Raw genomic sequence first — 18,988 nt, forward strand, 5'->3', positions numbered from 1 at the left:
GCCTCAGCTCCGCAACCCGGGCGCCTCCTGCCCGGTGCGCTCGACATACTCCGTATAGCCACCGCCATAGGTGTGGATGCCCTCGGGCGTCAGTTCCAGTACCCGGTTCGACAGCGCCGCCAGGAAATGCCGGTCGTGCGAGACGAACAGCATGGTGCCTTCGTACTGCGACAGCGCCGTGATCAGCATCTCCTTGGTGGCGATGTCGAGATGGTTGGTCGGCTCGTCCAGCACCAGCAGGTTGGGCGGGTCGAACAGCATCAGCGCCATCACCAGCCGCGCCTTCTCGCCGCCCGACAGCACCCGGCATTTCTTGTCGATCTCGTCGCCGGAAAAGCCGAAGCAGCCGGCCAGCGCCCTGAGCGGCGCCTGGCCCGCCTGCGGGAAGGCATCCTCCAGCGTCTGGAACACCGTGCGCTCGCCCTCCAGCACCTCCATGGCGTGCTGCGCGAAATAGCCCATCTTGACGCTGGGCCCCCGCGCCACGGTGCCGTTGTCCGGCTCGGAAGCGCCGGCCACCAGCTTCAGCAGCGTCGACTTGCCGGCGCCGTTGATGCCCATCACGCACCAGCGCTCGCGCCGGCGGACCTGGAAATCCAGCCCCTCATAGATCGAGCGACTGCCATAGCTCTTGTGGATGTTCTTCAGCGTCACCACGTCCTCGCCGCAGCGCGGCGCCGGCTGGAAATCGAACGACACCTTCTGACGACGCTTGGGCGGCTCGACGCGGTCGATCTTCTCCAGCTTCTTCACCCGGCTCTGCACCTGGGCGGCATGCGAGGCGCGCGCCTTGAAGCGCTCGATAAAAGCGATCTCCTTGGCCAGCATCGCCTGCTGGCGCTCGAACTGCGCCTGCTGCTGCCGGTCGGCGATCGCCCGCTGCTGCTGGTAGAACTCGTAGTTGCCGGAGTAGGCGGTCAGCGAGCCGCCGTCGATCTCCACCACCTTGTTGACGATGCGGTTCATGAACTCGCGGTCGTGCGAGGTCATCAGCAGCGCGCCGTCATAGGTCTTCAGGAACTGCTCCAGCCAGATCAGGCTTTCCAGGTCGAGATGGTTGCTCGGCTCGTCGAGCAGCATGGCGTCGGGCCGCATCAGCAGGATCCTGGCCAGCGCCACGCGCATTTTCCAGCCGCCGGAAAGTTTTCCGACATCACCGTCCATCATCTCCTGGCTGAAGCCGAGGCCGTCCAGCACCTCGCGGGCGCGGCCATCCAGCGCATAGCCATCGAGCTCCTCGAACCGCGCCTGCAGATCGCCGTAGCGGGCGATGATTTCGTCCATCTCGTCCGCGCGATCGGGATCACCCATGGCGGCCTCGAGCGCGCGCATCTCGGCCGCCACTTCGCTCACCGGCCCGGCGCCGTTCATCACTTCGGCGACGGCGCTGCGGCCTTCCATGTCGCCGACATCCTGGCTGAAATAGCCGATGGTGACGCCGCGATCGACCGAGACCTGGCCCTCGTCGGGCTGCTCCTCACCGTTGATCATGCGAAACAGCGTCGTCTTGCCAGCGCCGTTGGGGCCGACCAGCCCGACCTTCTCGCCCTTCTGCAGCGAGGCGGAGGCCTCGATGAAGACGATCTGCCGGCCGTTCTGCTTGCTGATGTTTTCGAGACGTATCATGCTTCCACGCGAGGCTTCAGGGGGAGTTTCCCCGGGCCTTACGCGATCGGCCGGGCCAGAGGAAGCCCGCAAATCATGCGGGCCCGCGCCAAATTGCCCCGAACCTGGGCAGGTCAGTCGCCAGAGTTGTTCGCACCACCAAAGCTGCCGGCAAATTCGATGACCAGCTTCTCATACTCCTCCATGGCCGGCAGCGCCTCGTAGCTGTGCACGACCGGCGTGCTGGCCCAGGGTAGCTTCTCGCTGGTCCACGTCTCGATGAACGGCATGAACCAGCTTGGGTCGTCGAGCATGGTCGGGCGCAGATTGACGAACCAGTCCAGCCCCTCCGGCCGCGTGAACATCCAGCTCATGCAGTATGGGCAGAAGAAATGGCGCGAGGCGCCATGCAGCCCGCCGATCACCGGCTCGCCCTGCGTGACCGCAAACGCCTCCGAAGGGATGGCGGCGCTCAGCGAATAGGCGCTGGCCGACATGCGCTGGCACCCCGTGCAATGGCAGGCCATGGTCAGCAGCGGCGGCGCGGAATCCTCACACGGACACGCCTGCAGCGGCATCCGCCGACGGCAGGCAAGGTCAGGTTTTTCACAGGACTCCTCCAGGTCTTGCTTGCGAAGCTCAGCCGCTAATCAGCGCTTTCGTCGTCACCAGGTTGACGCCGGCATCGGCGAATTCGGCATTGTGCCGGGTGATGATCTGCCCGGCGGTCTCGCTGGCGCTGTCCAGCGTGCTGTGGGCGTCGGAAACCACGGTCACGCCAAGACCCACGGCGAAGGCACCCTTCACCGTGGCGGCCACGCAAAAGTCGGTCTGCGCGCCAACCAGAACAACCTCGCCGGCGCCCTGCCCGGCCACCCATTCGCCAAGCGCTGCATTGCTGAAGGCGTCGCCCACGCTCTTGGCAAAGGTCGGCTCGTCGCCGGCCTGGCCGAGCGCCGGCCACACCGGCCAGCCCGGTTCGCCCGGCGCCAGCGGATCACCCGCCGGTCCGTCATGCCTGACGAAGGCGACCTTGCGCCCGCCGCGGCGTGCCCAATCGATCAGCGCTCGAGTGCGAGCAGCAATGCCGTCGGCATCATGGATCGGTGGCTCGGCGACGCCATCGAACATGCCGGTCTGGAGGTCGATCACGAGGAGCGGCGCGGTGGGCGCGGGTGTTGGTTCTGACATCTTTTTTCACATAGCACGGCGGCGAGGCCGATCAAGGATCGGAGGGCGCTCAGCCGGCAACGCCGCATCCAATCCCGCCTGCGATCGCGTAGCGCATGACCGAACGCAGCTGCCGGCGCCGATTCCGTCCACTATGAGTTTCGGGGGTCCGCCTGACACTGCGCGATGGCTCTTGTGGAGTTCATCAACTCGGTACGCACCTTGGACGGCCGCCGAAGGTTCTGCCAGTAAGCGCCGATACCCTTCATCTCGTGACCGGCGCCACCACCAATCATGCCGTCCTCGGCGACGAGCATGGTCACGACCTTGACGCCGCATACGAGATTCCGGTTGGGATCGGTAATGTCGACCTCCGATTTGAAGCCGCATCTGTATCTTTCCTCGTCGGCCAGCGAGAGCTGCAGCAGCCCTATGCTGTACCAGCCCAGATCCTCTTCCCAATAGGCCGCAGCGGTGTTGTAGACGGATTCCGCACCGGTCAGGTTGACCAACAGCGTGCGCCAGAAAACCGCGCGCCCTTTCCGGTCCTGCAGCATGTAACCAGGGCAGAAGGCGCCAACGTCGGACGGTTCGAGCGCAGTCAACTTTTTGTCGGCGTCGATCAGCGCCGCGAGCTTGCGTGCGACCGTCTTTCTGTCGAACTGCTGCTCCACCGCGCCTTGCGCATGGAGGCATTTTTTGGCGAAGGCCTGGGCTTGCGCCTGGGTCGTGTGGCGATGAGCTCGCCATTGCGCGGTGCAGGATGGCTTGGCCCGGGCGGCCTGGGGAGCCATCGGGACCGCACTCTCGATAACATGAGGGCCAACACAGCCCTCAATCAGGCCTGCCAGCCCGGCAGACACCACGATCGCCTGCAAAAGCCGCAAGCGCAAAAGACCCTTCAGCCGAGCCGACCCGTACACTTACACAGCCCCCTCTCCTGCGACTACTCGATACTTGCCGCGGCCTGCTCAGCTCAACATGCCAGATCAGTGTTGTTCTGTCACCCGATGCCGCCGGTGAGCGCATAGGCACCGGCGGTGCAGCCGTCCTCATGTCGCAGGATGGCGGTGACGATCGAGCCGCAAAAAACCGCGCCAGACGCTGTGGAGCCTCCTATGCTCGTCGGCCGAAACGAGTGAACGCTTCAAATCATCATACGCCTTGCCGACGAAGGCCAGCCCGACCGGCATGCCGATATCGGCCATCGACCCATCGGCACGGTCACGGTCGGAATGCCGAGATGGAGCGACACCCGCTAGAGGCAGATGCCAGATCCCTGGTCGAGCCAGATAGCCGTATCCGGGGGATCAGCGTCTGCGGCTTCCGCCCCGGGCCTATAGGTCGCCCAGAGGATGTACACAAAATGTCCAACCTCCAAAACGACCACAGCAATGATCGTCCAGCCGAGAGCCTTCCAGATTGAACCCGTTGCCCAATAAGTCGAGGTCGCCACGACGGACGACATGATGAGCATGCCCACCAGGAACTGCACCACATTCATGATTTTCAAAGTCGTCCCGGGACTTACAACAGCCGAGACGCCTTCCCCTTACCCAATACTCGATACCCATAACCCCAAACCAGCATCCCATTATTTTAGAGATTGCGCAAGTACCATGTCGAGCAACGGCTGCACTGATGCAACGTCTGGTTTGCAAGTTACTTGGGTGGGGTGGTTTCCCAACGCCGCTCGGGATGTTGGCTGGACATTTTTAGGAGCGATGGCCGGTCCGGAAGGATCCGCTGGGCGTTCCGATTTCGAGGTTTGGCGGAACCTCGGGTGCTGACGGCAGTTTAGAAAGATAGCCTCAACACCGAAAGGAGGATGAGATGAAGACGCTAACCGCTATCTTGCTCGCCACCTCTATGATCGGCCTGACCGCTGGCACGGCAAGTGCCAAGTGCCATGACACGACCGCGTCGATCGAGAGCGAAGCTCAGACGGGTATCGCAAAAGACGGAACGCGTGCGCCCCTCGAAACCGACGCGAATGCCGATGGCAGGGTCGAGGGCGGTCCGGCCAACAAGGACGGCAACACCATGCCGCTTGCCAACCAGGAAAGCGGCGGGGATAAAAACCTTGCCACTTCGCAGCAGGATACAGAGGCGCAGCAGGAAGGCGACGAGACCGCGGCGGCCAAGGCCGATTCCGGCAGCGACCCCTGCAAGCCGGACTGACGCGGATTGAGAGGCTGGCCGCAGATGCGCTGCATGCCGTGGCACACGGCGAAGCGCGGCGCTACGCAATCCCGCCGGTTACCGCATAAGCGCCGGCGACGCGTCCGTCCTCGAAACGCACGACGGCGGTGACGATCGAACCGTACGAGCCGCGCCAGACGCTGTGGACCGCCTCGTGCGTGTCAGCCGCCACAACGACACGCCCGGTGAAGCGCGCGCCGCTGCTGTGCATGGCGACAGGCTCGCCATTGACATGAACTTTTGCGACGGCTGCCTCAGCGTTGCTATGCAAGTCGAGCGTGATGACGACCGCGTCCTGATCGCCCGACCGATGCGTCTCGGCGGTAAGCGTGATGGTCAGCGGCGTATCCTTGGGCCTGATGTCGCCAGGCCGGACGGGAAAGATATCGTCGGCCAGTTCCGGCGTGCGCGGCGGGCGGGTGCGGCGCCGGCCAAAGCGCTCGAAGTTGCCGGCCAGCCGAAGCAGCTTCGTGTCGCTGTGGGCTTTGCCGGCGAAGGTGAGGCCGACCGGCATGCCGATATCGGCCATCGTGCCCATCGGCACGGTGACCGTCGGGATGCCGAGATGGCGCGGCACCAGATTGCCGTTGGCGACCCAGGTGCCGTTGCGCCAGGCCAGTGCCGCTGACGCCTCGTCGACATCCGCATTAGCCGGCCCGACATCGGCGACCGCCGGAAACACGACCGCGTCGAGCCCTTGCGCGTCGAGCCAGTCCTCGAAGTCGATGCGTCGCGTCGCCTCCAGGCCCTTCAGACCGGCCTCCAACTCGGGAATGGCCTGGAATGGGATGACGCCGCGCTTGGCGCGCTCGACATATTCCGCCAGATCGAAACTGTCGCCATAACGATCCGGCAGCGTGCCTGGCGGCTGTGGAAAGATTTTGGAGCCATCGACCGCGGCGAGATCGGGGATGGCCGGGTCGGCATTGGCGCGCAGGAAATCGTCCCAGGCGAAGACGCACAGGTCCCATATCTCGCGCTCGGCGAATCCTTCCGGCACCAGCCCGCGATCGACCATGTTTTTTGTGCCCGGCCGGTCGCGCTCGTAGTTGGAGACGACGGGGAAGTCGACCTCGACCACGGTCGCGCCGAGCCGCCTGAGATCAGCCGCCGCTTGCTCCCACAGCTCCAGCACCGACGCGCGGGTCTGGATCGGAACGTCAGCTTCCTTGTCGCGGCCGATATACATGCGCGGCACGCCGAGCCGCACGCCTTGCAGCGCGCCCTCCAGCCGGAGTCCGGTATAGCGTGGCGGCCGCGAGCTCCTCGGCAGCGCCACCCAGGGCTGCGCCCGCCAGAAATCGCCTCTCGTGTCGGGGTCGTCGGCGACGATCACGTCGAGCAGTTCAAGCAGGTCCGGCACGCTGCGCGTATGCGGCACCACCACGTCCATGGTTGGCACCAGCGGCCAGTTGCCGCGCACGGAAATGACGCCGCGTGAGGGCGTGTAGGCGACCAGCGCATTGTTCGACGCCGGCGCCCGGCCCGACGACCATGTCTCCTCGCCGAGCCCGAAGGCGGCGAAACTGGCGGCGGTCGCGGTCCCCGAGCCGTTGGACGAACCGGACGCGAAGGCCGCGGTCAGGTATTCGGCGTTGTAGGGGCTTTCCGCCCGGCCGTAGACACCGCGCTGCATGCCGCCATTGGCCATCGGCGGCATGTTGGTCAGCCCGATCAGCACCGCGCCGCCGGCCCGCAGCCGCGCGATGGTGAAGGCGTCCTCGTGGGCGATCAGATGCTCGAAGGCGGGCGAGCCGGCGGCGACCGTCAGGCCCGATACCTTGTAGCTGTCCTTAGCGGTGTAGGGGATGCCGTCCAGCGGCCCGAGCGTCGCGCCGTTCCGGCGGCGCCGGTCGGACGCAGCCGCCTCCTCGAACATTTTTGGATTGAGTACGGGAACGGCGTTGAGGGTGATGCCATGCCGGTCGTAGCAGGCGATCCTGCGCAGGCAGGCGCCGACCAGCTCAACGCTGGTGACGGTGCCGGCATCGAGCGCTCGCCGTAACTGTTCGATCGAGGCCTCTACGATGCTGAGATCGGTCATGGGTGTATTTTCCAAGGCTAGTGGCGATGGCGCTGTCGACGACGCTGCCGATCTCCCCCCTCGCGGGGGAGATGTCCGGCAGGACGAGGGGGTGTTCAGGCTCCAGCAATGAAACTGGCAGTCTCAATCGATCCCATCACTCCGGCGCGCCCGGGAACAGCGCCACCGCATCGCCGCCGCCGGCCGGCCAATCCCGGATGGTGCGGTCGTAGCCGCCGGTCAGGATCGTGCCGTCGGCGGCGAACGCCACCGCGTAGACCGGTCCGGACCGGCTGTCGAACAGAGCTGTCTCGTTGCCCGTGTCCATGTCCCACAGCCGTGCCGTGCCGTCGAGCGAGCCGGAAAGCAGCCGTTTGCCGTCGGCCGACAGCGCCAGCGCATAGACCGTGCCCGAATGGCCCTCGAGGCGGCGGACTTCGCGGCCGGTGTCGAGATCCCAGAGCTTGATCGTATAGTCGCCGCTGCCGGTGATCAGATGGCGCCCATCGGCCGTGAACGCGACGCCATAGGGGCCGCGCTCGTGCCCGCGCCAACTGCGCAGCTGCTTTCCGGTGTCGATGTCCCATAGCTTCAGGGTGCCGTCGATGCTGCCGGTGATCGCGCGCGTGCCATCCGGCGAGACGGCGACCCCGCTGATCGACCAGTCGTGCCTCGTCAGCACATGCAGCACGGAGCCTTTCTCGATATCCCAGACGATGACCCTGCCAGTGTCGTGCCCGCTGACGGCACGTTTGCCGTCGGGGCTGATCGCCAGCTTGTTGACGCCGCCGTTCTGGCCTGACGAGAACACATGCAGCACCGCGCCATCGGAGAGCTGGCGCAGCACGATCTCGCCATCGTCGCCCGCCGTCAGCGCCCGCGCCCCGTCGGGCAGGAAAAGCGCTGTGCGCGCCATGTCCTTGTGGACGCCGAGGGTGCGGATCAGGCGCTTGCCGTCGATGTCCCAGAGCTTGATCGAGTGGTCGGTGCTGGCGCTCAGGATCGAGTGTCCGTCGGACGCCACCGCCAGCCAGACGACCGCGTCGTGGTGGCCATCCGGTTGCGTCGGCTGCGGCGGCGGAGCCGGGGGCAGAGGCGCGACGGTCTGCGGTGGCGAAGCCGGGGCTGGAGCGGCTTCCGGCGGTGAGACAGGCGGGGCAAGCGCGACCTCGGTTGGCGAGGCAGGAGCCGGCGGTTGCACCTGTTCAGCGCTGGGGTCCGCACCCGTATCGCCGGATTGACCGCCATTGTCGCCCTGCGGCGGAGGTGCGGCCACCACCTCGGGCGGCGAAGCAGGCGCAGCCTCGGCAGGCACAGCCGCCTGCTCTGGTGGCGCGACCGCTGCCTCGGGCGCAACCGCTGCCTCAGGCGCAAGCGCTGCCTCAGGCGGACCCGACGCGGCGGACGGTTTCGGCTCGGTGGCTGGTGCGCTGGCGACGTCTTCGCCCTTCGGGGCGTTCGGCGCGGATTGCTCGGCGGTCAAGCCCTTTCCGTAGTCGTTTTGCTGCTCCGGCCAGGGGCCGAACTGGTCGGCCACCAGAGCGAGCACGGCGAGGAACGGAACGGTGACGAAGAGCTGCCGCAGGCGTGGTCGTCCGCCGGATTTCGTTTCGGCACCCCTGCCGAACAGGGGCGTGGCTGGTCCCGGCTTCGACCGGCCTGGCAACAGGCCAGCCCAGCACAGCAAGGCTGCAAGCACCGAGACAACGCCCGCCGCCGCGAAAAAAGCCAGGCGCACGAACGCGAAGCCTTCGCCGGCGCCCTCGCCGCCCAGCACGAAATACACGCGTATGAAGCAGAGCAGGCCGATCGCCAGCAGGAGCACCGCGAGCAACTTGTCGGTAAACCTGTTCATTGGGCTCCCCCCTTGGGCCGCTATCCGTCTCGCATGCAATGATGCCGGTCAGCGCCAGGCTTGTCGATGTCCTTCTATTGAGAGCCAATCTCCCCCTTGTGGCGGAGATTGGCTCTCCGTTCTCACCGCAACTCCACCCACACCGGCGCGTGGTCGCTGGCGCCGGGCTCGCCGCGCACGTCGCGGTCGATCCCCGCCCCGGCCAATCGGCGCGCCAGCTTCTTGCTGAGCAACATATGATCCAGCCGCAAGCCGGCGTCGCGCGGCCAGCGGTTGCGGCGATAATCCCAGAATGTGTAGAGCGTGTCCTTGGGATGCTTCTTGCGTAGCGCGTCGGTCCAGCCCTGGTCGAGCAGTGCTGCGAAGGCGGCCCGGCTTTCCGGCTGCACCAGCGCGTTGTCGTCATAGGAGCGGGTCGGATAGATGTCGCGCGGCTCGGGCACGACGTTGTAGTCGCCGGCCAGCACCACCGGCAGGCCGGTGTCGAACAGTTCCGCCGCATGCGCGTTCAGGCGCTCGTGCCAGGCAAGCTTATAGGTGAACTTCGGACCGGGCTGCGGGTTGCCGTTCGGCGCATAGAGGCAGGCGATGACGATGCCGCTGACCGCTGCCTCGATGTAACGGCTTTGCCGGTCGGCATCGTCGCCGGGCAGCGCGTCGCGGGTCAGAACGGGTTCCGAACCGCGCGCGAGTATGGCGACGCCGTTCCAGGTCGGCTCGCCCTTCCATACCGCGCCATAGCCGGCATCCGCGAGTGCCGTGCGCGGAAACTGCGTTTGCCTGGCCTTCAGTTCCTGCAGGCAGACGATGTCGGGTTTGGCGACAGCCAGCCATGCCAGCAGGTTTTGCAGCCGGCTGTTGATGTTGTTGATGTTGAAGGTGGCGATCTTCATCGCGGGTCAGGCAGTGACCCTGCTCGCCCACGCCTTCACCGTTTCGGCCATTGTCTTCAGATGATCGGCCGTGGAGAAGCCGGAGATGCTCTTGCGCGGCTTGAGGTCGTGGTCGCCGTCCTCCAGCCACAGCATTTCGATGCGGTCGGAGAGATCATACGTCGCGACCTCGTCCGGCGTCCCGAACTCGTCGCGTGTGCCTTGGCAGATCAGCGTTGGCGTCTTCAGCGCGGCCAGATGCTTTGTCCGCAACTGCGTCGGCTTGGCCGGCGGGTGGAAGGGATAGCCGAGGCAGAGCAGGCCCGAGATTTCGCCCTTGGAGAACATCTCGTCGGCGATCATCGAGGCGACACGCCCGCCCATCGACTTGCCGCCGATGACAAGCGGTCCGGTCACGCCCTTCGCCCTAAGGTCGGCGATCGCCTTGATGTATTCCGGGTTCACTGTCTCGGCGCGCGGCGGCGGCTTGCGGTGGCCGTAGCGGCGGGCGGCCATATAGTGGAATTCGAAGCGGGCGACGCGGAAGCCGGCTGCGGCGAGTGCCTTGGCGGTGGCGGTCATCGAGGCCGAATCCATCGGCGCACCGGCGCCATGGGCCAGCAGGATGGTGATGGGTGCGGTGTCTGGTCCGTCGAAGAGGAAGGTGGTCATGGGGCAGTCTCGATGAGGAGATCGAATTCCGTCACAAGCGCAAACATTGCGATCCTTTCAGGCGGCAATCGCTACGGTTGCTCCGAAGCTCCACCGCAAACCTGCAACTGAAGATACTCGACTTGCGCAGCCTGCCATTCAGGCCAACCCGCGGCATCAATTCCGCGGACCCAATCGCAAGCAGGCCCGCTCCCGTGAGCCTGTTCCATCAGGCAGTAGTAAGCTGTGTTCCGCCACGCCCCGCAGAGGTCTCGGTCTGCATCCATGACGTCCAGCGCCGAAGGCCATGTGAACCATCTCCTGATCCAGTCACCGACCTTCCCTTCAAGATCATCGACGCATCTGGCGGTGAACGCATCCAGGTCTTGTTCGTTGGCGACCCAGAAGAAACCTCGGCTTGGGCCGCCATGAATTTTGTCAAAATCAACTCTGGCAAATTCCTTGTTGCCCGGCCGCACCGTGCCCTGGAATTTGACGTTATACCAATGGGCCAACTCTCTAAATAGTTTGGCGAATTTCTTCCATTTTAGAACGACTGCGATGCTACAGTCGTACTCGCCATAACGGCGATCCGTGTAGCAATCCAGCTCGATACTGAAATCGGTATGATTGTTCGCCGGCGCGATGATCAGCTTAGGGTTGCCTGAGTAAACCATCTCTCGCCAAGGCGCGCATGCAGATCTTCGGCGACCCGCGTTCGAATGAACTTGGCATCGACCGGCATGACCTCACCCCGCCGTCCGCACCAGCTGCAGACCCACGAACTGTATCCCCTTTTGCGCCATGCGCGCCCATTCCGACTCCGCGTCGAGCTCGAGATAACGCACCCAAAGCCGGCGCGCCTCGATCAGATTACCGGCGTCGAACTCCAGCCGGGCGAGATTGAACACCGGATCGGCATAGGCCTTGTCGAGCGCGATCGCCTTTTGCAGATGCCGGCGTGCGGAAGCCACCCTGCCCTCATCGCTCATCAGTCCGGCGAGATTGAACCAGGCCTCGACAAAGCCGGGGTCGAGCTTGATGGCCCGGGCATAATCATGCGCGGCCTCGGCTGCGTGGCCCGAGGCGCGCAGGCAGTTGGCGCGGTTGAAGGCGGCAATGGCGTCGGTCGGATCGATGGCAAGGCAGCGCTGGTAGAGCGCCGCTGCCTGCTCATGGTTTTCAGCCTCTTCCGCCGCCTCCGCGTCTGCGAACAATTCTTCCAGCGTGTCGTCATCCGGCGATCCCAGATCGAACAGCAACTGACCGTCGAGCTCGCTCTGGCCGTCGTCGAGATAGATCGCATCGGCGCGACCATGCTGCGAGCCGACATTGAGCGACTTGGCGGTCAGCGAGGCGACGGGACCGGAGCGGTGCACCGAGCGCGCGATCGCCCCCCATGAGGCGCCGCCGGCAATCAGCCCGGCATATTTGCGGGCCAGGATCAGGTCGCGGAAGGAATAGGGTTCGCGATCATGCTCGAACGCATCGAACAGGCTGAGAAGGTCGAGATCGTCAGCGGCGAGCCTGGACTGTTCGAGAAGCGATTGCCGCGATAGGGCCGAGGCCTCCGGCGCCTTCATCAGCGCGAGCAGGCGCAAAAAACCGTTTTCGCTGATCAGCTTTCGGCCGGCCGCGCGCTCAGTCGCGACACGGCGCTCGACCTCGGCATCCCCGGTCCTGGCGAGATACAAGCGGCCGAACACGACATGGGTGGTGCGCCGGGTGACTCCGCGCCGTAATTTGCCTTGCTGCCGCTCGACCTCGCGGGCCGCCAGCCTGAGCGGGAACGCCGCCAGCGCACCAATGGTGCCGAAGACGCTACCTGGGGGCGATATACCGGTGGGCGCCGTCACCCCTTGCTCTTGCCGACGGCCTTGAGAAGATTGGCCTTGAGCGGGTTTTCCTTGGCCGCGGCGCCCTTGCCCTTGGCCGCCGGTTTCGCCGCTTCATCCGCCTTGCTCTTCGACTTGGCCGGCGGCTTGGCCGATTGCGACAGGCTGGCCTTCAGCGCATCCATCAGATTGATGACATTGCCGCGCTCGGGGGCGGCGGCGATGATCGGCTTGTGACCCTTGAGCTTCTCGCGGATCATCGCCATCAGCGCGATCTCGTAGCGGTCCTCGTAGTTCTTCGGATCGAAGGTGGTTTCCTTCTGCTTGATCAGCGCTTCGGCAAGCTGCAGCATTTCCGGGTCGGGCTTGCCCGCCGGAATGTTGCCGAAATATTCAGCCGTGCCGCGCACTTCGTTAGGATTCCTCAAGGTGCAGACGAACATGCCGTTCTCCCGCGCCCCGATCGTCACCACGCGCTCGCGGCTGGACAGAACCAGCCGCGCGATCGCCAGCTTGCCCGACTTGCGCATGGCTTCGCGCAGTACGGCGAAGGTTTCTTCCGCCATCGCGCCATCCGGCGCCAGATAATAGGGCGCGTCCTGATAGATCACGTCGACCTCGCCCTCATCGACAAAGGCCTCGATGTTCATGGTATGATTGGATTCGATGCGCACCGCGTCGAGGTCGGCATCGTCGATGATGATGTACTGCTTGTCCTCGTATTCATAGCCCTTGACCAGGTCCGAGCGCTCGACCAGTCCGAGTTCGGGATCGACCGGCTTCATGTTGATGCGGTTGTGCGTCTTCTTGTGCAACTGGTTGAAGCTGATGCGCTCGCTCGCGCTTGTCGCCGGATAGAGCCGGACCGGACAGCTGACGAGACTGAGCTTGAGGTAACCTTTCCAACTTGCCCTGGGCGCCATGAGACTCTCCTACGCGGCCGTGCGCTGTCGAACTGTTTGCAGCGCTTCGTCCGGAGGACGAACGACGCCGCGGAAATCCTACATCGGCCCCCAGGATACCGGCAAATCCCTAGCGAAATCTTCCATGTCCGCTCAGGGATCGCCGGAGGTGGCCAGAAGGCCCGGCAGCGAAGAATAGTTCAAATCTTCAGGAGCGTCGATGGATTCCAGATCGGGTCAGATCCCCGAGGCGGCACCATCCGGCTGATGGGGCTCCGGATATCGGCCAAATGATCGGCCAATTTTTCTGGCGAATTCAAAAAATTCCTTTACGAATATGTAGTTACAAAACTCAAAGATCGGCCAGACCCTTTGGAAGCCAACAGCCCCGTGGAAGAAAGCGTGCAGCGGATCGAGCCGGCTCGACTGGAGAATGCGTCGGAGGAAATCTCGGATGCCCTAGCGGAACTTTCGGCGGCATCCGCTACGTTGGGCAACAGCCTTCATCCCCTTACGGCCGCGAACCTTGCCGATCTCGTGCGCATCATGAACACTTACTACAGCAACCTCATAGAGGGCCATGATACGCGTCCGCGCGACATCGAGCGCGCGCTGGCAGGCAATTTCGACAAGGACGAGGAGCGGCGCAACCTACAACTTGAAGCCGCCGCTCATGTCAGGCTCCAGGCAGAGATCGACCGGATGGCTGCTCGGGGCCGATTGCCTGAACCGGCTTCCTGCGACTTCATCCTGTGGCTTCATCAGGAATTCTATCGGGATGCCGAGGAACCCATGCTGCGTGTCAAAGGCGCCGGGCGCGATTTCCTCCTGGCGCCTGGGCAGTGGCGATCGAAACCTGAGCACGATGTTGCCGTCGGCCGGCATGAACCGCCATCCAGCGTCCGCGTTGACGATTTCATGCATTATTTCGAAACGCGCTACCGCTTCGCAAAGCTCGGCAAGGCAGGCCGGATACTCGCCATTCCCGCAGCGCATCATCGCTTCAATTTCATCCATCCATTTCCCGACGGCAACGGACGCGTCAGCCGCTTGATGAGCCATGCGATGGCGCATGAGGCAGGTATCGCCTCTCATGGATTATGGTCGATTTCACGTGGACTGGCGCGAGGGCTGAAGAGTCGAAAGGACTACAAGACCATGATGGATCATGCCGACATGCCACGTCAGGGCGATCTCGATGGCAGAGGTAATCTCTCGCAGCGCGCGCTTGCGGATTTCACCCTGTGGTTCCTGCGCGTCTGTGTTGACCAGGTGACCTTTATGTCCGGCCTGTTTGATCTCGCTACGCTGGCCAGGCGTCTTCGCGCCTACGCTGCGAGCAGCGAGTTGAAGCCGGAAGCCAGCCGCCTGCTGGAAGAGGCGCTGATACGCGGCGAATTCGAGCGAGGCGAAATCTCGCGCATCACCGGACTGCCCGAGCGAACGGCGCGGCGGGTTTTCAATGACGTCATTTCGCTTGGACTGCTGGAATCCGAAACGCCAAAAGGGCCGGTATCCCTGCGCTTTCCCGCCAAGGCCTTGGACACGCTGTTTCCGAGGCTGTTTCCCGAAACATGAACCAACAGTCAGCCAGCATCAGGTTTCAACCGGCAGCAAATCCCTGGCGAAATCTTCCATGTCGGCCCAGGGGTCGCCGGAGGTGGCCAGAAGGCCCGGCAGCGAAGAATAATTCAAATCTTCCGGAGCGTCGATGGATTCCAGATCGGGCCAGCTCACCGGGGTCGAGGCCGGCAGGTTGGTGCGGGCGCGCAGCGAGTAAGGTGCCGCCGACGTGTGGCCACGCGCATTGCGATGATAGTCGATGAAAATGCGCCGCTTGCGGTTGTCCTTGCCCATGGTGGTGGTGAAGGTGTCGGGCGCGGTGGCGGCCAATGCCGAGGAAATGACGCTGGCCGCCTGGTGCAGCTTCTTCCAGTTCTGTTTTTGCGTTACCGGCACGGTGATGTGGATGCCCTTGCCGCCCGACGTCTTGGCGAACGGTACCAACCCCAGCGCTTCCAGCTCGGCGCGGATATGCACTGCCGCCTCGACCACCTCGCGCCAGCTAACCCCCTCGCCGGGATCGAGGTCGAAGACAATCAAATCGGGCTTGTCGAGCTTGGTGCGATGGGTGCCCCATGTATGGAATTCGACGACGCCAAACTGTGCCAGCGCCAGATAGCCCTTGGCATCCTCGACCGACAGATAGGATTTGGTCTCCCCTTCGGAATTGGTCGCCTCGAACGTCGCCACCGAAGAAGGCATGCCGGTGAAGGCATGGCGCTGGAAGAAACAGTCCTGCGGCTTGCCGGTCGGGCAGCGCACCAGCGACACCGGACGACCGAGGATGTGCGGCAGCATGAAGTCGCCGACCAGCGCGTAGTAGACGGCGATATCGAGCTTGGTCGGTCCGGTCTTGCCGAACAGGCGCCGCGTCGGGTTGGTCACCCAGATCGTGGCGAGGTCGGCCTCGGCGATCAGCCGCTTGCGCTTGGCCGACACCGGGGTCGACAGTCCGACATCGCGCAGGCCGCGGAACACGCCATGGCGTAGCGCATTGTCGGCGGTGCGGTTGGCATAATGGATGCGGGCCGAAAGCAGCGGCCGCACCCAGTTCATCTCGCGCATGATCTCGCGCGGAACCCCTTCGGGCGCGGTGGCGCCGGTGCGCAAAGGCTCCAGCCGCGCCAGCAATTCGCCTGCGGTCTCGGCATCGAAACCAGTGCCGACCTTGCCGCGGTAATGCAGTTCGCCGTCCTGCCATTCGCCCATGCCCAGCGCGGCCAGCCCCTCGGCGGCGTCGGAGACGGTATAGCCGGCGATGACAAAGTCATCGGTTTTCAGCGCTTTGATCTTGGTCCATGTCTTGGTGCGACCGCTCTGGTAAATTGCCGTGGCGCGTTTGGAGACGACGCCCTCCAGCCCCAGTTCCGAGGCTTGGTCGTAGAGTGCCTGCCCATCACCCTCGACATGGTCTGAGAACTGGATGGCGGAGTTGGCGCCAAGGCCGGACAGCAGTTGCGCAAGCAGCGCCTTGCGCCGGCCGAGCGGCGCCTTGGTCAGATCCCAGCCGTCGAGATAAAGCAGGTCGAAGGCATAGAAGTGCAGCTTGTTGCCAGCACCCTCGGCCAGCGCATCCTGCAGCAGCGCGAAGCGACTGATGCCCTTGGCATCGAGAGCGACGACCTCGCCGTCTATGATCGCATCGCGGCAGGGCAGCCTGGCGAAGGCAAACGGCAGATCGCCATAGCGCTTCGTCCAGTCGAGACCGGCGCGGGTGGTCAGCTTGACCGCGCCGTCGGAAAGATGCGCCATGGTACGGTAGCCGTCGAACTTGATCTCGTGCAGCCAGACTTCGCGCGTTTTTTCCGCGGGATGTTCACTGCCTGGCGGCTTCGGAACGTGCGTCGCCAGCTGCGGCTCGATGCGGGCAGGCGCCGGCGCCTTTACCGCACCGGGCAGCGCGCCGGGTTTCAGCACGACAGGCTTTGCCTGTTTGGCCGCCGGCTTCGGCGGCGCCACCAGTTCCTCGATGCGCCGTCCGGATTTCACGCTTTCCGGCCGGACCGAAAGGATGTCGAGTTTGGTATCGGCAGCGAGGTCGCGCTCCTTGAACAGCAGCCAGTTCTTCTTCTCGCTGTCCTCGCCCGGTTTTGGCTTGAGCCGCGTCAGCATCCAGCCGCCATTCAGCTTCTCGCCGGCCAGGCGGAACTTGAACGCGCCGGTGCGCAGGCTCTTTTCGACATCGTCCATCGGCGCCCAGACGCCGGTGTCCCAGACGATCATCGGCCCGCCGCCATACTCGCCCTCGGGAATGACGCCCTCGAAATCGATATATTCGAGCGGATGATCCTCGGTTTCGACCGCCAGCCGTTTGTCGGCGGGATTGAGCGACGGGCCGCGAGGCACCGCCCAGCTCTTCAGCACATCGCCGACCTGCAGGCGAAGGTCGTAGTGGTCTGATGTGGCGTGATGCTTGTGGATGACGAAGCGGTTGCCTTCTCCGACAACCAGGCCGCCAGAAGGTTCCGGCGTCTTCGTGAATTCGCGCTTGGCGCGATAGGCCTTGAGCTTCGACGTCATGTCCGCACGCCAGGCGGGATGCGTCGACCGCGCAAAAACAAGGACTTGACCCGCATCGCTTGAATCACTTTGTCAGCATGTGGCAGGCCGATGTCGTGCCTCACACAGCTCAATCGTCAGTGGCCGGCGTCAGTTCAAGCTCGGCCGGGGACAGACCCTGTTGGAGCTGGCTCAGCCGGAACTCGTCGACCCAGTAGGCCTCGCCGTCGACGAGGACACGCGCTTTGTAGGCGCCGGCGGAAAAGCTCTGCGCGGTGATGTAGACTTTGTGGCGCTCAAGTGCCTTGCGCACCGCGGCGCGCTTGGAATTCTGGCTGGTGACGGAACTGGCCATGACACGCTCATACGCACACCACCACAGGAGAAGGCGGCTGGCACAAGGATGGCCGAGACAGACGGTTGTGTCAATTTTCTGTGGCGCACGCTGAGAGTTGACACGAACACGGCCGATTTTGAATGACCGTGTTCTGCGACGACTATGACCGTGGCAGCAACCGCGCCAATGAAAGGTGATCCACGTCGGAGCTGTTTTCAGCTTCTCAGTGGATCACCCGCCCGCCCTCGTGTCCTTCCCAAGACAGGAAACCATATAGGCGCATCAAGGGAACTGCGTGTTGACCCAGATCAAATGGTCAATGGTGAGAATTGGACTCGAGACGTGACGGACTCACGACTGACTATTCGTCATCCAATGCCGTCCACAAGCTCCTCCGCCTGGGCAATGGCGGCCGCCTGATGCGGCTGCAGGACTTGGCCTGCGTAGCCCTCGAAGACCGGCAGGAACGGATCATCGATCTCAGTCTTGATGCCGGACAATTGCTCCATCACCGCCAGGCCGCAATAGGGCACGTAGGAAGCCGAATAACCGCCTTCATGCGACATCATCAGCCGCCCGCCACAGAGGTCGTCCGCCGCCTGCATCAGCAGCCGCGTCATCTCGCGATAGCTGCCGCTGTGCAGCATCATGCGCCCCAGCGGATCGGCCGCCGAGGCATCGAAGCCTGACGGCACGACGATGAGGTCGGGCTTGTAACGAGTGAGCGCCGGAAGCACGACCTGTTCGAACGCGGACATGTAAGCGCCGTGGCCGCATCCGGCAGGCAGCGGCACATTGATGTTGTAGCCTTCGCCCCTGCCCTCGCCGCGTTCCTTGTGAAGCCCGCTGTCGGGCGGATAGAGCCCGTCCTGATGGATCGAGATCGTCAGCACGGACGGGTCGGCATAGAAGGCGGACTGGGTGCCGTTGCCGTGATGGACGTCCCAGTCGACGGTGGCGACCCGCTCGAAGCCATGTTTGGCCCGGTTCTTCAGGATGGCGACCGGAACGTTGCCGAACAGGCAAAAGCCCAAGCCTTGCGCGTGTTCGGCATGATGTCCGGGCGGCCGCACCAGCGCATAGCCATTGTCGACATCGCCGCTCAGCACCGCATCCATCACCGCCGCCGTGCCGCCGGCCGCCAGGCAGGCGATCTCGTAGCTGCCATGGCCGAAGGGCGTGAGATAGCTCGCATCGCCGCCGCGCTCGTCGCTGAGCGCCTTGATGCGGCTGACATAATCGCGGTCGTGGAACAGGGCGAGATCGTCCTCGCTCACCGCAACGGAGGCAATCTTCGCCAGCTTTTCGGTGAGGCCGGAAACCTCCATGAGATTGCGGAACCGGCGTTTGGTGGCGGCATTTTCCGCATGCTCGCCCGGCTCGATGGTCAGGCTCGGCTGAAAGAACAGCGCGGCATTGCCGGTCTCGTGCCAGAGATAGAGTTCGTGAAAATTCCAACCCGTGGTCATGTTGC

General features: G+C 64.1%; 17 protein-coding genes and 1 pseudogene. 2 read left to right on the forward strand and 16 right to left on the reverse strand.

What is annotated here, in order from left to right:
* Positions 1–3 precede the first annotated feature (3 nt).
* From E5X88_RS02185 to E5X88_RS02210, 6 genes and pseudogenes are all read right to left on the reverse strand, one after another.
* On the reverse strand, positions 4–1,626 hold the full coding sequence (locus tag E5X88_RS02185) for an ABC-F family ATP-binding cassette domain-containing protein (protein WP_292157813.1): 1,623 nt from the start codon (positions 1,624–1,626) through the stop codon (positions 4–6).
* Positions 1,627–1,739: 113 nt separating this feature from the next.
* Positions 1,740–2,215, reverse strand: a pseudogene (locus E5X88_RS02190) (GFA family protein).
* A gap of 29 nt (positions 2,216–2,244) precedes the next feature.
* Positions 2,245–2,796, reverse strand: a complete 552-nt coding sequence (locus E5X88_RS02195; protein ID WP_292157815.1) for an isochorismatase family protein — start codon at positions 2,794–2,796, stop codon at positions 2,245–2,247.
* 131 nt (positions 2,797–2,927) lie between these two features.
* Positions 2,928–3,662: a hypothetical protein gene (locus E5X88_RS02200; RefSeq protein WP_292157817.1), complete on the reverse strand. Its 735-nt coding sequence runs from the start codon at positions 3,660–3,662 to the stop codon at positions 2,928–2,930.
* 165 nt (positions 3,663–3,827) lie between these two features.
* A complete protein-coding gene (locus E5X88_RS02205; RefSeq protein ID WP_292157819.1) occupies positions 3,828–3,983 on the reverse strand; it encodes a hypothetical protein in 156 nt (51 codons plus the stop codon).
* A 50-nt stretch (positions 3,984–4,033) separates the two neighbouring features.
* Positions 4,034–4,279 (reverse strand): hypothetical protein, encoded by a 246-nt coding sequence (locus E5X88_RS02210; protein ID WP_292158317.1) that lies wholly within the window; start codon positions 4,277–4,279, stop codon positions 4,034–4,036.
* 329 nt (positions 4,280–4,608) lie between these two features.
* Between E5X88_RS02210 and E5X88_RS02215 the strand changes: the two genes are divergently transcribed.
* Entirely contained in the window at positions 4,609–4,956 is a 348-nt protein-coding gene (locus E5X88_RS02215) for a hypothetical protein (RefSeq protein WP_292157821.1), read from the forward strand.
* A 61-nt stretch (positions 4,957–5,017) separates the two neighbouring features.
* Here the strand turns inward: E5X88_RS02215 and E5X88_RS02220 are convergent, their stop codons facing one another.
* The 7 genes from E5X88_RS02220 to E5X88_RS02250 all read right to left on the reverse strand — a co-directional run bounded on the left by E5X88_RS02220 (position 5,018) and on the right by E5X88_RS02250 (position 13,136).
* Positions 5,018–7,021, reverse strand: a complete 2,004-nt coding sequence (locus tag E5X88_RS02220) for an amidase (protein ID WP_292157823.1) — start codon at positions 7,019–7,021, stop codon at positions 5,018–5,020.
* 136 nt (positions 7,022–7,157) lie between these two features.
* Positions 7,158–8,855 (reverse strand): WD40 repeat domain-containing protein, encoded by a 1,698-nt coding sequence (locus E5X88_RS02225; protein ID WP_292157825.1) that lies wholly within the window; start codon positions 8,853–8,855, stop codon positions 7,158–7,160.
* Positions 8,856–8,977: 122 nt separating this feature from the next.
* Positions 8,978–9,748 (reverse strand): exodeoxyribonuclease III, encoded by a 771-nt coding sequence (locus tag E5X88_RS02230; RefSeq protein ID WP_292157828.1) that lies wholly within the window; start codon positions 9,746–9,748, stop codon positions 8,978–8,980.
* A gap of 6 nt (positions 9,749–9,754) precedes the next feature.
* A complete protein-coding gene (locus E5X88_RS02235) occupies positions 9,755–10,399 on the reverse strand; it encodes an alpha/beta fold hydrolase (protein WP_292157830.1) in 645 nt (214 codons plus the stop codon).
* 71 nt (positions 10,400–10,470) lie between these two features.
* Complete coding sequence (locus tag E5X88_RS02240; RefSeq protein ID WP_292157832.1) at positions 10,471–11,055, reverse strand: hypothetical protein; 585 nt, start codon at positions 11,053–11,055, stop codon at positions 10,471–10,473.
* A gap of 72 nt (positions 11,056–11,127) precedes the next feature.
* Positions 11,128–12,234, reverse strand: coding sequence for a tetratricopeptide repeat protein (locus E5X88_RS02245; protein ID WP_292157834.1), 1,107 nt, complete (start codon positions 12,232–12,234; stop codon positions 11,128–11,130).
* Positions 12,231–13,136, reverse strand: a complete 906-nt coding sequence (locus tag E5X88_RS02250) for a Ku protein (protein ID WP_292157836.1) — start codon at positions 13,134–13,136, stop codon at positions 12,231–12,233. The genes E5X88_RS02245 and E5X88_RS02250 overlap by 4 nt, the downstream gene beginning before the upstream one ends.
* Before the next feature lie 381 nt (positions 13,137–13,517).
* On the opposite strand from E5X88_RS02250, the gene E5X88_RS02255 reads away from it, so the two are divergent.
* On the forward strand, positions 13,518–14,693 hold the full coding sequence (locus E5X88_RS02255; protein WP_292157838.1) for a Fic family protein: 1,176 nt from the start codon (positions 13,518–13,520) through the stop codon (positions 14,691–14,693).
* Between the two features lie 18 nt (positions 14,694–14,711).
* Here E5X88_RS02255 and ligD read toward each other — a convergent pair whose 3' ends face one another.
* The 3 genes from ligD to E5X88_RS02270 form a co-directional block, all read right to left on the reverse strand.
* Entirely contained in the window at positions 14,712–17,198 is a 2,487-nt protein-coding gene (ligD, locus tag E5X88_RS02260; protein ID WP_292157840.1) for a DNA ligase D, read from the reverse strand.
* A gap of 109 nt (positions 17,199–17,307) precedes the next feature.
* On the reverse strand, positions 17,308–17,532 hold the full coding sequence (locus E5X88_RS02265) for a hypothetical protein (protein ID WP_292157841.1): 225 nt from the start codon (positions 17,530–17,532) through the stop codon (positions 17,308–17,310).
* A gap of 350 nt (positions 17,533–17,882) precedes the next feature.
* The gene (locus tag E5X88_RS02270; RefSeq protein WP_292157843.1) at positions 17,883–18,983 is read right to left on the reverse strand and encodes a class II histone deacetylase; all 1,101 of its coding nucleotides are present in this window, start codon (positions 18,981–18,983) and stop codon (positions 17,883–17,885) included.
* Positions 18,984–18,988 lie beyond the last annotated feature (5 nt).

Source organism: Mesorhizobium sp., from assembly GCF_004962245.1.
Lineage (GTDB): Bacteria > Pseudomonadota > Alphaproteobacteria > Rhizobiales > Rhizobiaceae > Mesorhizobium.

Bases quoted from the DNA above. Each gene is read 5' to 3' on its own strand.
- E5X88_RS02185 (WP_292157813.1), bottom strand. From the start codon at position 1,626: ATGATACGTCTCGAAAACATCAGCAAGCAGAACGGCCGGCAGATCGTC.
- E5X88_RS02195 (WP_292157815.1), bottom strand. From the start codon at position 2,796: ATGTCAGAACCAACACCCGCGCCCACCGCGCCGCTCCTCGTGATCGAC.
- E5X88_RS02205 (WP_292157819.1), bottom strand. From the start codon at position 3,983: ATGGCCGATATCGGCATGCCGGTCGGGCTGGCCTTCGTCGGCAAGGCG.
- E5X88_RS02210 (WP_292158317.1), bottom strand. From the start codon at position 4,279: ATGAATGTGGTGCAGTTCCTGGTGGGCATGCTCATCATGTCGTCCGTC.
- E5X88_RS02215 (WP_292157821.1), top strand. From the start codon at position 4,609: ATGAAGACGCTAACCGCTATCTTGCTCGCCACCTCTATGATCGGCCTG.
- E5X88_RS02220 (WP_292157823.1), bottom strand. From the start codon at position 7,021: ATGACCGATCTCAGCATCGTAGAGGCCTCGATCGAACAGTTACGGCGA.
- E5X88_RS02225 (WP_292157825.1), bottom strand. From the start codon at position 8,855: ATGAACAGGTTTACCGACAAGTTGCTCGCGGTGCTCCTGCTGGCGATC.
- E5X88_RS02230 (WP_292157828.1), bottom strand. From the start codon at position 9,748: ATGAAGATCGCCACCTTCAACATCAACAACATCAACAGCCGGCTGCAA.
- E5X88_RS02235 (WP_292157830.1), bottom strand. From the start codon at position 10,399: ATGACCACCTTCCTCTTCGACGGACCAGACACCGCACCCATCACCATC.
- E5X88_RS02240 (WP_292157832.1), bottom strand. From the start codon at position 11,055: ATGGTTTACTCAGGCAACCCTAAGCTGATCATCGCGCCGGCGAACAAT.
- E5X88_RS02250 (WP_292157836.1), bottom strand. From the start codon at position 13,136: ATGGCGCCCAGGGCAAGTTGGAAAGGTTACCTCAAGCTCAGTCTCGTC.
- ligD (WP_292157840.1), bottom strand. From the start codon at position 17,198: ATGACGTCGAAGCTCAAGGCCTATCGCGCCAAGCGCGAATTCACGAAG.
- E5X88_RS02265 (WP_292157841.1), bottom strand. From the start codon at position 17,532: ATGGCCAGTTCCGTCACCAGCCAGAATTCCAAGCGCGCCGCGGTGCGC.
- E5X88_RS02270 (WP_292157843.1), bottom strand. From the start codon at position 18,983: ATGACCACGGGTTGGAATTTTCACGAACTCTATCTCTGGCACGAGACC.